Source organism: Butyricimonas muris (genome assembly GCF_046365375.1).
Classification (GTDB): domain Bacteria; phylum Bacteroidota; class Bacteroidia; order Bacteroidales; family Marinifilaceae; genus Butyricimonas; species Butyricimonas muris.
In genome coordinates this window covers 168,547-181,851 of record NZ_JBKEIT010000011.1, presented here as the reverse complement: position 1 = coordinate 181,851, position 13,305 = coordinate 168,547, and the positions used below count along the sequence as shown (strand labels likewise).

Annotated in this window: 9 protein-coding genes; all 9 read left to right on the top strand. The window is 46.6% G+C overall.

Annotated features, from left to right (window positions below; translation table 11 throughout):
- Positions 1-40 precede the first annotated feature (40 nt).
- A complete protein-coding gene (locus tag ACK8P8_RS17750) occupies positions 41-2,377 on the top strand; it encodes an ABC transporter permease subunit (protein WP_369858760.1) in 2,337 nt (778 codons plus the stop codon).
- An 87-nt stretch (positions 2,378-2,464) separates the two neighbouring features.
- On the top strand, positions 2,465-3,802 hold the full coding sequence (locus ACK8P8_RS17745; RefSeq protein ID WP_369858759.1) for a MutS-related protein: 1,338 nt from the start codon (positions 2,465-2,467) through the stop codon (positions 3,800-3,802).
- Positions 3,799-5,130: a MutS-related protein gene (locus ACK8P8_RS17740; protein WP_410026112.1), complete on the top strand. Its 1,332-nt coding sequence runs from the start codon at positions 3,799-3,801 to the stop codon at positions 5,128-5,130. The genes ACK8P8_RS17745 and ACK8P8_RS17740 overlap by 4 nt, the downstream gene beginning before the upstream one ends.
- Before the next feature lie 17 nt (positions 5,131-5,147).
- Entirely contained in the window at positions 5,148-6,485 is a 1,338-nt protein-coding gene (locus tag ACK8P8_RS17735; RefSeq protein WP_410026111.1) for a TolC family protein, read from the top strand.
- 14 nt (positions 6,486-6,499) lie between these two features.
- Positions 6,500-7,687, top strand: coding sequence for an efflux RND transporter periplasmic adaptor subunit (locus ACK8P8_RS17730; protein WP_369858756.1), 1,188 nt, complete (start codon positions 6,500-6,502; stop codon positions 7,685-7,687).
- A gap of 38 nt (positions 7,688-7,725) precedes the next feature.
- Positions 7,726-8,466, top strand: coding sequence for an ABC transporter ATP-binding protein (locus ACK8P8_RS17725; RefSeq protein WP_369859071.1), 741 nt, complete (start codon positions 7,726-7,728; stop codon positions 8,464-8,466).
- A gap of 95 nt (positions 8,467-8,561) precedes the next feature.
- Positions 8,562-9,782 carry an ABC transporter permease gene (locus tag ACK8P8_RS17720; protein WP_369858755.1) on the top strand — a complete coding sequence of 407 codons (1,221 nt, stop codon included), beginning with the start codon at positions 8,562-8,564 and terminating at the stop codon, positions 9,780-9,782.
- A gap of 179 nt (positions 9,783-9,961) precedes the next feature.
- Entirely contained in the window at positions 9,962-10,882 is a 921-nt protein-coding gene (locus ACK8P8_RS17715) for an ABC transporter ATP-binding protein (RefSeq protein WP_186976488.1), read from the top strand.
- A 20-nt stretch (positions 10,883-10,902) separates the two neighbouring features.
- Positions 10,903-13,245: a Gldg family protein gene (locus ACK8P8_RS17710; RefSeq protein WP_227217791.1), complete on the top strand. Its 2,343-nt coding sequence runs from the start codon at positions 10,903-10,905 to the stop codon at positions 13,243-13,245.
- Positions 13,246-13,305: the final 60 nt, after the last annotated feature.

The following is a 13,305-nucleotide window of genomic DNA, read 5'->3' as shown; positions in this document are numbered from 1 at the left end:
TGTATGAATTTAAGGTATGTGACTATAAAAAAATGAGATTATGAAATTGATATATAGAATAGCGAAGGCGGAGTTGCGGATGCTTTTTTGCTCTCCGGTGGCATGGTTCCTGTTGGTGATATTTACTTTGCAGACCGCTATGTACTTCACCGGAAGATACGAGTGGTTTATGAAAGGGAATGAATACGGGAGTGGGAGAACGATGATGGCTTCCATGTCTTTGTTCGCGAACGGGATTTGGGGTATCGTGCAAAATTATTTGTATTATTATATTCCGTTGTTGACGATGGGGTTGATCAGTCGGGAGTTGAGTAGCGGATCTATCAAATTGTTGTATTCGTCGCCGATACGTAATTCGCAAATTATCTTGGGTAAGTTTTTGTCAATGGTGATTTATGCCGCTTTGATGTGCGGGATACTGTTGCTTTACGTGGTTTACGCGGCATTTACCGTGGAGAATTTTGAGTTGCCGGTAGTGTTGGTCGGTTTGTTGGGATTGTTCTTGTTGACTTGCACGTACGTGGCGGTGGGTATTTTCGTGTCCAGTTTGACTTCTTACCAGTTCGTGGCAGCTATTGGGACGTTTATCATCTTGATGCTGTTGAGCATGGTAGGCGGCTGGTGGCAGGAGTACGACATCATTCGTGACGTGACTTATTGGTTGAGTATCAACGGGCGGGCTTCTACTTTTATTATGGGTATGCTTTGTTCGGAGGATGTGTTGTATTTCCCGGTTGTGACGGCTTTATTCTTGTTTCTAACGGTGGTACGTTTGAACGCGGTGCGTCAGAAAGTGCGTTGGCAGGTTTCTTTCGGTAGATATATGGCGGTCATCTTGATTGCTTGTACGATAGGATATTTTTCTTCCCGCCCGAAATTGATGGGGTATTACGATGCTTCCTCCACGAAATGGAACACGTTGACGCCGCATAGCCAGGATATCGTGTCTAAATTGGATGGTGGCTTAACGATTACAGCTTACGTGAATATCTTGGGACCGAATTATCAGATGTTCGCTTTCCCCGATTTTATTCAACGTAATCGGGAACAATTTAAACTGTATGAACGGTTTAAACCGGAGATGAAATTGAAGGTAGTGTATTATTACGACACGATCACCCCGGCTGACGGGGTATACGGGGAAACCTTTGCCGAAAGATTGGCGAGCAAGAATCAAACCGTACACCAAGCGGCTAAGAAAATGTGCGAGTTATTCCAATTGGATACCGTTCACCGGGTATTGAGTCCAGAAAAAATTCGGAAGATAGCGAATTTGGAGGGAGAGAGAACGTTTGCTTGGGAATTGGTGCGTGAAAGTGGTGAAAGAGCTTGGTTGCGTACGTATGATGACCCGATGCAACCTTTCCCCGGAGAGGCGGAGATGTCTGCTGCCATGAAACGGATGACGTTGGAAGTTCCGAAGATCGGTTTCGTGAAAGGTTACGGTATGCGTTCCATTCATGATACGAAAACTCGCGGTTATCACTTTTTCGCTTACAAGAAAGATTTCCGTCAGGCATTAGTAAACCAAGGTTTTGAAACGGTAGAAATTGATTTAGAGAATGGTATTCCATCCGATGTGAATATTGTAACAATTGCTGATATGCGCGAACCCTTTACCGAGAACGAGGAACAGGTTTTGGCGAAATATATCGAAAGAGGAGGTAACTTGTATATTTTGGGCGAGCCGAGAAGACGGGACGTGATGAATCCCCTGTTGAACAAGTATTTTGGCGTGGAACTATTGGAAGGTACGTTGGTTCAATATCGTTTGGAATGGTTACAACCGGATATATTGAATTGTATGATTACTCCCATGGCGAGAGAGTTTAGTTACTATTTCGGGTTGGCTAATGGAGTCATGTTACCGACGACTGCCGGGTTGGAGCAAGTGGCTGACCGGGGTTTCAAAGTAACTCCCGTGTTGGTAAGCGATACATTGAATATTCAGAGGAAAGAGAATCGTTCATATGCCGTGTGGAACGAAATGGAGTCTTTGGATTACGTGGAGGAGCGTTTGACACTTAATCCGGCGAAAGGTGAGGTTGCTAAGGATTATTGCACGGGAATGGCATTAACCCGTATGGTGAACGGTAAAGAACAACGTGTTATGATCTTGGGAGATGCCGATTGTATTTCTAACGGGGAAATCACGGAAGGTCGTTCCCAGACGAACTTCATCATGGACTTGGGTACGTTCCATTGGTTGAGTAATAATGAATTACCTATTGACGTGAGAAGACCGGGTACTAAAGATAACCGGGTAGACATCGGAAGATACGGGTTCTACGTGATGAACTGGGGATTCAAATGGATTATCCCGTTGTTGCTTGCCGGTGCCGGAATCGTGTTGTGGATTAGAAGGAGATCCAAGTAATTAAGTGATTTATGATTTACGATTTATGATTTCGGAAGGCCGGATGATTGAATCGTAAATCTAAAATCTAAAATCATAAATTGAATCATGAGTTTCAAAATAGATAAGCAAACATTGACGGATTTGGCTATATTCGGCACGGGTAAGAACCAGTCTGTTTATGAGATTTTTAACCGGACTCACTCTCGCGGGGGTGCCCGGTTGCTGGAAGAGATGTTCCAGTATCCTCTTTCTGAAATAGATGCCATTGAAAGCCGGAGTAAGGCTATCGCCTATTACATGGATAGCCGGATGTCCTTTCCTTTTCGGGGGGCAATATTTGATGCGATTGAATTTTACCTGAATAACACGGACAGCAGGACTCAGTTGATGGCACAGGACAATACCTTGGGACGGAAGGTAAAAAACATCATGGGTTCCGACACGGATTATACATGGATACACAATGGAATCATGGGATGTCTGGAAATGTTGAATACCTTGAATGACTTTCTGGATTCCGGGGGTGAAGCGAGTGATCAGAATGTCAAGAAAGCCAATGACGAACTGAAAACATTGCTCGCCAATGAGAAATGGAATTGGTATCGACAGGAGAAAGGGAAGAAGAAAGTAAATTACGAGCAAGCGGTAAAATACGATAAGGTGTTCCGGTTTGAAGAGCGGAGTAAATTGTTCAAGATGATGTACAATATATACTTGATGGACGTGTATATTACCGTGGGTGAAGTCGCCAGAGAACGGAATTTCGTGTTTGCCAAAGCTTTGCCGGCGGGGGAAAACGTGTTGAAGATGAAAGGCGTTTTTCACCCGTTCCTGAAGAAACCCGTGGGGAACACCATTAACGTGGACAAGAACAGCAATGTCATATTTCTCACGGGAGCGAATATGGCGGGTAAATCAACATTCATGAAGTCTTTCACGATAGCCTTGTTTCTGGCTCACGCGGGATTTCCCGTGCCGGCGGAGGAGATGGTGTTTTCCGTGCGTAACGGGATGTTCACGACCATTAACTTGCCGGACAACCTGAGCATGGGGTACAGCCATTTTTATGCCGAGGTATTGCGTGTCAAGAAAGTGGCACAGCACTTGTGCCAGACGGAAAATCTGGTCGTCGTGTTTGACGAACTTTTCCGGGGCACGAACGTGAAAGATGCTTATGATGCCACGTTGGCGGTGACGGAAGCGTTTGCCGGGATACCGGATTGTTTGTTCATGATTTCGACTCATATCATCGAAGTGGGGCAGGTTTTAAAGGAGCGTTGTAAAAACATCCGTTTCGTTTACTTGCCGACGGTGATGGAAGGAAGTGTGCCGAGATACACGTATCAATTGACAGAGGGAATCACGAATGATCGTCACGGGATGATCATTATCAACAACGAGAAGATAATAGAAATAATAAACGGGGAAGGGGGCACGTTATGAGTTTCGAGACAGACAAGCAGACATTGGAGGATTTGAATATCTTAGGGCGGTATAAGAATAATTCGGTTTACAGTATTTTTTGTGATACAGTAACACGCGGGGGGGAACGCCTGCTGGAAAGGATGTTTCTCAATCCTTTGACGGATGCCGCGGAGATTAACCGACGAACCCAAATCTTCCGGTATTTCAAAGAGCATGATATTGCCTTTCCCGGTGAAACGAGAGAGTGTGATATCGTGGAGCAATATTTGTCGGGCGCCAGCGGTAAACATTGGGTATTTAATCTGGCGGTTCTATTAAGGGCGAAAACGCTGGAATTAATAGGAAATGATACCGTTATAAATCAATGGCATGAACAAGTGATAACCACGTTGTTTTTCTTGCAAAAAGCCCAGAGTTATTTAGACGAGATTGTCAAGACAATCACGGGAAACCCGTTGGAAGAGAGAATCAAGTGGGGACATTCCCTGTTGCGGGACAAGGCGCTTGCCCGCGTGTTGAGTTTTCGGGGAGAAAAGCTAAGTTTGAGCGAGATGTTTAAGTTTGACAAGATATTGCGTTGTGATTTAAACAAGAAACTCGTTGATTTCGTGAAATTATTTTATGAAATAGACTTGAATACCGTGGTAGGGCGGGTTGCCCGGGAGCGGGAATTTTGTTTTCCGGTGGCTTATGCGGATAGTGAGGTTTCCATGGGGATACGGGGTTTGTTTCATCCCGCTCTTCCGGGTGCGGTGTCTAACGATCTGGAAATCACGAAAAATAGGAATATCTTTTTCCTGACGGGAGCGAACATGGCAGGTGAATCCACGTTGATGAAATCTTTCGGCATAGCTGTTTACATGGCACACATGGGATTCCCCGTGGCGGCGAAAAGTATGGAGTTCACGGTACAGGACGGGATATATACTTCAATCAACGTGCCGGACAACATTAACTTGGGATACAGCCATTTTTACGCCGAGGTTTTACGGGTGAAAAAAGTGGCCGTGGAAGTGAGTTTGTCAAAACGATTGGTCGTGATCTTTGACGAGTTATTCAAGGGCACGAACGTGAAAGACGCTTTCGACGCCACGCTGGCAGTGACACGGGCTTTGGCAAATCGTCGGGCTTGTTCTTTCATGATCTCCACGCACATCATTGAGGTCGGTCAAGAATTGGGGAAGACGTGTGATAACGTGACTTTCGCGTATCTCCCAACCGTGATGAAAGACAAGGTGCCGACTTACACGTACCGTTTAGAAAATGGGATAACGAGTGACAAGCACGGGATGATTATTATTAATAACGAGCGAATCGTGGAAATCATTCGTTCGAGAGTAAGATAAACTGCAAGAATTTATTTATGAGAAAATTAAATGATGTTTATTCACGTTCGGGAAACGTGAAGTGGGGAAACCTTATGTCTTTGGTGTGCATATGTATCATAAATTTGAGTGCGATAGACGGGATGGCACAACAGAAGCCATGGTCTTTGCGGGTATGTATTGAACATGCCAGAGAACATAATCTTCAAGTAGAATACGCCAGAGTATCTTTGGAAAATACTTCGGTTGACTTGTCAAGGGAGAAAGCCCAGCGGTTACCATCACTTGATTTTTCGAGTACCCAGGGGTGGGGACACCAAAAGTCAAGTTCCTACACGGGTAGCTATTCCTTGAACGGAAATATGGCGCTTTACCAGGGAGGCAAACTCTCCCGTTCCATTCAGCAGCAGGAATTGGTTGAAAAAGCCATGACGCAAGATGTACTTGTTGCCCAAAATGATATTGAAATAGCGGTGACAAAGGCATATTTGCAAATTCTGTACGCGAATGAAACTTTAAAAACCGACAGGCAGACGCTGGAAAGTTCCGGAGAGCAATTGGCTCGGTCGAAAGCCTTGCTTGATGCGGGTTCTATCAGCACAAGCGATTTCGCCCAAATGGAATCTCAATATAGCAACGATCAATACCGGGTGATACAATCCGAGAATGATCTGGCTTTTTCCAAGTTACAATTGAAACAACTTTTGGAACTCGGACCGGAAGACGATTTCGATGTTGTGTTCCCGGAATTGGACGAGAGAAATGTGCTCGTTGCTATTCCTGGGTTAGATGAGGTCTACCGGGAGGCATTGCGGGTTATGCCTGAAATGAAAAGTAGCCGGTTGAACGTTGAATCGGCAATTCTGGGTGAAAAAATCGCCAAGGGAGATTACTTGCCAAGTATCTCGCTCACGGCTTCCGTCTCCACGAATCATGATTCCAAGAGTTCGGGGTCTTATTTTTCACAAATGGATGATCGCTTGAATGAAAATGTCGGGATTAATATCAGCATTCCGATCACGAACCGGAAGAAAGCTCGTTTAAATGTTTCAAAAGCTAGGCTTCAAACCGAGCAATCCCGGCTAGCCGAACGTAATACCCGAAAAGATCTGTTGCAAACCGTGGAATCATTACATCAGGATGTCGTGGCTGCCCAAAGTCGCTATTCGGCAGCCAATCAACGGGTAAAATCGGCTTACACGAGTTATCGGCAGGTGCAAGAGGAATTTGATGCCGGAATGAAGAACCCGGTGGATTTGCTGGTGGAGAAGAACAATTACCTGTCCGCGTTGCAGGAACAGATACAAGCGAAATACCAAGCAGTCCTCGCGTTTAAGCTATTGAATTTTTACAGGAATGAACCGATAGATATATAATTTGATAAAAATAATTGAAGATGAAAAAGATAGTTATTGCAATAATTATTGTTGTGGGAGCCATACTCTTGTTTTTCTCCTTTCGCCCGAAAGAGAAAGAAACCGTGAATTACGAGGTGTTCGAGGTTAAGAAAGGGGATATTCGTAACACGATCACGGCGACGGGTACGATAGAACCTATTACCCAGGTAGAGGTTGGAACACAGGTTTCCGGGACGATAGCCCGTATTCTAGTGGATTATAATTCAGAGGTGAAAAAGGGGCAGCTTATCGCTGAACTGGATAAAACCGTGCTGGAATCGGAGTACGAGTCGCAGTTGGCAACGCACTATTCCAACCAGAACGAGTACGATTACCAGAAGAAAAATCACGAGCGCGTGGCAGGATTGCACGCCAAGAATTTGGTGAGTGATTCGGATTTCGAAACCTCCGAATACCAGTACGAGAAAGCTCGCCGGGCGTTGGAACGCTCCCGTTCTGATTTATTGAAAGCGAAGACGAACCTGAATTATTGCATGATATACTCGCCGATAGACGGGGTCGTTATTTCCCGAGCCGTGGACGAGGGACAGACCGTGGCGGCAATGTTCAACACGCCGAAATTATTCGTTATCGCGAATGATTTGAGAAAGATGCGGGTGATTGCCGATGTGGACGAGGCGGATATAGGTCAGGTAAAAGAAGGTCAGAAGGTGATATTCACGGTAGACGCCTTCCCGGACGAACATTTCGAGGGAGCGGTGACACAGGTACGATTGGAACCGATCGTGACATCGAACGTGGTTACTTACGAGGTGGTGATTGACGCACCGAATCCGGATTTGAAGTTGAAGCCGGGTTTGACGGCGAGTATCACGGTGTTGACGCACGAGAAAGCGGATGTTTTGATGATTCCCTTGCGTGCCTTGCGTTTCCAGCCCGAGAATGAAGACGGGGAACTCGTTGCTCCCGAGAAAACAAAGGTGCAACCGGGAATGAAAGAAACGAAATCTGTTTGGATACAGACCGCCGAGGGATTGAAGAATAAAAACGTGCGTACCGGTATCTCGGATGGGATCTACACGGAAGTACTGGAAGGTGTTCAAGCCGGGGAAAAAATAATTACCGGGATACATCTGCCCGCTAAAGTGACTGAATCCATAAAGACAAAACCGGGTGGAAATCCCTTGATGCCTAACATGACCGGGGCAAGACCTCATTAAAGTAGATATATCATTTAATTCACGTTATGAATACACAAGTGAAAGATATAATCAGAATAGAGAATCTTTGCCGTGATTTCGTGGTGGGTTCGGAAACGGTACACGCTTTGCGTGATGTTTCTTTTTCTATCCAACCGGGGGAGTTCGTGACCATCATGGGCACGAGCGGTTCGGGAAAGTCAACCTTGTTGAATATGCTGGGTTGTCTGGATATTCCCACGTCGGGGGAGTATTACTTGGACGGGAAGCCCGTGCGGGAGATGGGGAAAAATGACAGGGCTTCCTACCGGAATTTGAAGATAGGCTTTATTTTCCAGTCCTACAACTTGTTGCCCAAGACTACGGCATTGGAAAACGTGGAGTTGCCCTTGTTGTACAACCCGTCCGTTTCTAAACGGGAAAGAAAGGAAAAAGCGTTGAACGCCTTGAAGGCGGTAGGTTTGGAGAACCGGGTGAATCATCGCTCCAACCAGATGTCCGGGGGACAACAGCAGCGGGTGGCAATCGCCCGAGCCATGGTGAACGACCCCGTTATCTTGCTTGCCGACGAGGCGACGGGTAATTTAGATACCCGCACCTCGTACGAGATTCTGGCTTTATTCCAGCGGCTGCATGCCGAGGGGAGAACGATCATCTTCGTGACGCATAACCCTGAAATAGCGGAGTTCAGTAGTCGCAACATATTACTTCGTGACGGTCGGGTAGTCGAGGACAAGAAAAACTCGAGAATCGGTTCCGCCCGGCAAGTGTTGGAGGCGTTACCGAAAGAAATTGATTAATTCACGATTTATGAATTAGGATTAATAAAAGCGCTAGTTAGGGAGGATGATAATCATAAATCTGAAATCATAAATCATAAATCTAAAATGAATAAATGAATTACGGTAATTTGATAGTAATAGCCCTTCGGGCATTGAGTAACAATAAATTGCGAGGGTTCCTTACGATGTTGGGAATCATTATCGGTGTCAGCTCGGTGATCTCGATGCTTGCCATCGGCGAGGGTTCGAAGTACACGATAGAGAAACAAATAGAAGAACTAGGGGCTAACATGGTGGTTATCAACCCGACGAATGCCATGGTAGGAGGAATCCGGCAGAATGGAGTGCTTGTTCAGACCTTGAAATTGGAGGACTACCAGGCCATCGTTTCGGAGGTTCCCTACATGGAGAGTTGTTCCCCTTACGTGTCAAAATCGGGTCAAGCTATTTTCGGTCCGAATAATGCCCCGACCACGGTTTATGGGATTAATGAAGATTACATGGATATCCGTCGGCTGACGGTTGACCGAGGAGAAATGTTCAGTGATCAGGATATGAAAAATGCCGCCAAAGTATGCGTGGTGGGACAGACGATCGTGGATAATCTTTTCAAGAACGGCGAGGATCCTCTCGGTCAGGTCATTCGTTTTGACAAAGTGCCTTTCCGTATCGTGGGAGTTTTGGCTCCTAAAGGCTATAATTCCATGGGACGAGATCAGGATGATATCATCTTGGCTCCTTTCACGACAATACAGAAAAGATTGTTGGCAATCCCTTACATGCACGGTATTTACGTTTCGGTTATAGACGAGAAATACACGGGCAAGATGATGCAAGAGATCACGGGAGTGTTGCGGCAGACGCATCGTATTCCCGCGGGGCAGGAAGATGATTTCACGGTTCGTTCGCTGGAAGAGATGAGTAAGGTGCTGACGATGGCGACGAAGGTGTTGACGATACTCTTGGCTTGTATCGGTGGTATCTCTTTGCTTGTCGGTGGCATCGGAATCATGAACATCATGTACGTTTCCGTCACCGAGCGCACGAGGGAAATCGGTTTACGAATGTCTATCGGTGCCAAGGGGCGGCATATCTTGTTCCAATTCTTAATTGAGTCGATTATTATCAGCGTGTCTGGCGGGATTATCGGCGTGGGGTTGGGAATCGGTGTTTCATTGGCACTTCGTTCCCTATTGGGATGGCCGATATCCGTGTTACTGTACTCGGTGGTGATATCGTTTCTTGTCTGCACGTTCACGGGTGTTTTCTTCGGTTGGTATCCCGCCCGCAAGGCATCCCGGCTGAACCCGATAGACGCTATCCGTTACGAGTGATAAAAATGTGCGTGCTTTTCTATAAATCATCTTGAACAACAACACAAGATGGAAGGCTGTCCGGAAACGGGCAGCTTTTTTGAATTATAAGTCGGTACTTTTTTGTTTTTGAAGTGTTATAAAAAAGCAAGGCTCGTGAAAGAGACGCTTGATCAAAGTTATGAATTAAAATCGTATGTATGGAAAATCCAATTGTAAAAGTTGAACATTTGTATCATCGTTACACGACACAGTGGGCGATCGAGGACATCAGTTTCGAGATCGACGGCTCCGGTGTAGTGGGTTTGCTGGGCTCGAACGGGGCGGGGAAGTCGACAACGATGAATATTATTTGCGGTGTGTTGAAACAGACTCAAGGGAAGGTATTTATTAACGGGATTGATACGTTGAAACACCCGGTGGCTGCCCGGAAATATATCGGTTTTTTACCACAAAAACCACCCCTCTATCCCGATTTGACGGTGGACGAGTATCTTCGTTTTTGCGCGGAGATTCACTGGATGGACAGGAAAAAGATCAAGACGGCTATCGGGGAAGCGGAGGAACGTTGCGGGATCACGCACATGAAAGACCGCTTGTTGCGTAATCTTTCGGGCGGTTACCAGCAACGCGTGGGTATCGCGCAGGCTATTCTGCACGATCCGAAGTTCGTGGTGCTGGACGAGCCCACGAACGGGTTGGACCCGAATCAGATACTGGAAGTGCGCCAGTTGATCCGGGATATTGCCGAGGAGCGTACCGTGATGCTCTCGACGCATATCTTGTCGGAGGTGCAGGCTACTTGTTCCACGATCAAGATGATTGAACACGGGCGGGTTGTTTTTTCCGGCAGCGTGGATGAATTTGATAGTTATATCGAGCCGAACACGCTTTACGCCACTTTCGATTTGCCCCCTTTGCCGGATGAATTGATGGCGATGCCCGGCATCAGACGGGCGGAAAGCGTGGGAAGTCATGGTGTCCGCCTGACGTATGACGGGGATCGGGATACGATAAAGCTGATTATCCGGGAGAGTGTGGCACGGGGATGGGAAATGACGGAAATTAAGGTCGAGAAAAGCTCGATGGAAGCCGTGTTCGCTAAATTGTCAGGGAAATAATTTAATATGGAGGAAAAATTATGAGAGCAATATACAGGATAGCCCGTTTGGAGTTGTCAAATCTTTTTTATTCGCCGGTAGCGTGGCTTTTACTCGTGCTTTTCGTGTTTATGACAGGTATGGGATTTGCCGATATGATGGAGATGCTGGCAAGGCGGCAAGAATTGGGAAGCAGGGGATTGTACGCGATATCCCGGGTGATATTTTATACCCCCATGGGGGGATTGTGGTCGAGAGTGAGTCAGTTCCTATATTTATTGATGCCTTTGTTGACGATGGGGTTGATTAGTCAGGAATTTAACAGGGGATCTATCAAGTTGCTTTTTTCAGCCCCGATCACGGGCAGGCATATCGTGCTTGGAAAATACTTGGGCATCATGCTGTACGGTTTGTTGATGATGGCATTCCTGTTGGTTTACGTGCTGATAGCCGGATGCCTCGTGGAGTCGTTCGATTGGTCGGCGGTGTTGACGGGTTTGTTGGGATTGTATTTTTTGTTCGGGCTTTACGCGGCTATCGGGCTTTTCATGTCGACGTTGACTACTTACCCGATCGTGGCGGCAATAGGAATGTTTGCCTTGCTGACCTTGTTGAATCTGGTTTCCGGTATCTGGCAGGAATTTACCTTCGTGCGGGAAATCACGTATTGGTTGTCGCTTGGCGGTAGGGCGAGCACGTTTATCAAGGGATTGATTTGCAGTGAAGATATTTTGTATTTCGTGCTTATGAGCGTGATGTTCCTGTGTTTCGCAATATTGAAATTGCAGTTGCGGCGGGAGAGCTGTTCTTTTGCAGGGAAAGCCGCGCGTTATCTCGGGGTGTTTCTCGCGGCGGTTTTCTTGGGGTATCTGACTTCCCGTCCGACGATGAAGTGGTATCATGATTCGACACACACGAAGAGCAATACTTTAACACAAGCGAGTCAGGATATCGTGGCACAGTTGGACGGCGGATTGAAGATAACGACTTACGTGAATCTGTTCGGGAGCATTCACAGCATAACGACGAAAGGTATCAATAGTGATATAGCCCGTTACGAGCGGTATATCCGTTTCAAACCGGAAACCAAACTCGATTATGTCTTTTATTATTACACGGACACGACGACCGAGGCTTTTAAAAAGAGATACCCGGAAAAGACTTTGTACGGGGCGGCTAAGGATGCGGCTAAATTGCAGGGAACCCGGTTGGGAAAATATCTTTCCCCGGAGGAACTGGCTAGAGAAGAGGCGCTAAGAAATATAGATTTAAGTGACGAGGGGTATCGTTTCGTGGCTTTGATCGAACGGGATAACGGGCAAAAAACTTTTCTACGGGTATATGCCGACATGAATCGTCTTCCGGGTGAAACGGAGATTTCCGCGGCGTTGAAACGAATCGCGATGAAGTTGCCTCAAGTGGGTTTCTTGTCGGATCATGGCGCCCGTTCGATTGTCGGGGATAAGAATCGGGATTATTCTTATATGGTTGCCGAGAAAATGTACCGGAAGTCGTTACTGAATCAAGGGTTTGACGTGACTGACGTGAATTTGAAGCGTAACCCGGGGGTGTTGGATAGTTTGGACGTGCTTGTTGTGGCGGAACCTTTGGAACCTTTCACGAACGAAGAGTTGAAAACTTTGTATCGTTACGTGGAAAGCGGGAGGAATCTGGTGATCGCCGGAAAACCGAAGAGTTATTCCCATTTGACTCCTTTGATGGAGTATTTAGGATTGAGTTTTGAACCGGGTATTCTGGTGCAACAACAGATTGACGAATATCCCCCGCATTTGTTTCTTTGCCGGGCAACGGAGGAGGCTCAAGAGATATCCCGCCTATGGAAGAGTCTGTACGTGAACACGAACATGGGACGCCGTCCTGCGTCTCTGGTGATGCCGGGAGCCTTGGCTATCGAGCAGAAAGCGGAGAAGGGTTTCCGTGTAATGCCTTTGTTTCAAGGGCGGGATTCTGCCGCTTGGAATGAATTGGAAACGATCGATTTCGTGAATGACACGGCACGCCTGAACCCGAAAGCGGGAGAGCGTGCCGGGGTGAAAACGACGATGGTCGGATTGGAACGGGAGCATGCCGGGAAACAACAACGGATTATCGTGCTCGGTGATGCCGATTGTTTCAGCATGGGCGAACTGTCCACAACCCGCCGGGGGATATCGTCGGCGAACGGGGACTTGATTATGTCGATGTTCGACTGGCTGTCTTACGAGGAATTACCGGTGGATACTACCCGTCCCGATCCTATTGATAATAAGTTGAACTTGGGTATGGATGCCGGGGGAACCTTGCAAATCGTGTTGAAGTGGGTATTGCCGGCATTGCTTCTTTTGCTGGGAATACTGGTGCTGATCCGAAGGAAGGGGAAATAAGATAAAGTTCATTAAACTATAAAGTCCGTAAAGTTTATAATATCGTGATAAACCTTACGG

Excerpts from the sequence above, each read along its gene's own strand:
- ACK8P8_RS17735 (WP_410026111.1), top strand. The coding sequence starts at position 5,148 with ATGAGAAAATTAAATGATGTTTATTCACGTTCGGGAAACGTGAAGTGG.
- ACK8P8_RS17710 (WP_227217791.1), top strand. The coding sequence starts at position 10,903 with ATGAGAGCAATATACAGGATAGCCCGTTTGGAGTTGTCAAATCTTTTT.
- ACK8P8_RS17740 (WP_410026112.1), top strand. The coding sequence starts at position 3,799 with ATGAGTTTCGAGACAGACAAGCAGACATTGGAGGATTTGAATATCTTA.
- ACK8P8_RS17720 (WP_369858755.1), top strand. The coding sequence starts at position 8,562 with ATGAATTACGGTAATTTGATAGTAATAGCCCTTCGGGCATTGAGTAAC.
- ACK8P8_RS17750 (WP_369858760.1), top strand. The coding sequence starts at position 41 with ATGAAATTGATATATAGAATAGCGAAGGCGGAGTTGCGGATGCTTTTT.
- ACK8P8_RS17715 (WP_186976488.1), top strand. The coding sequence starts at position 9,962 with ATGGAAAATCCAATTGTAAAAGTTGAACATTTGTATCATCGTTACACG.
- ACK8P8_RS17745 (WP_369858759.1), top strand. The coding sequence starts at position 2,465 with ATGAGTTTCAAAATAGATAAGCAAACATTGACGGATTTGGCTATATTC.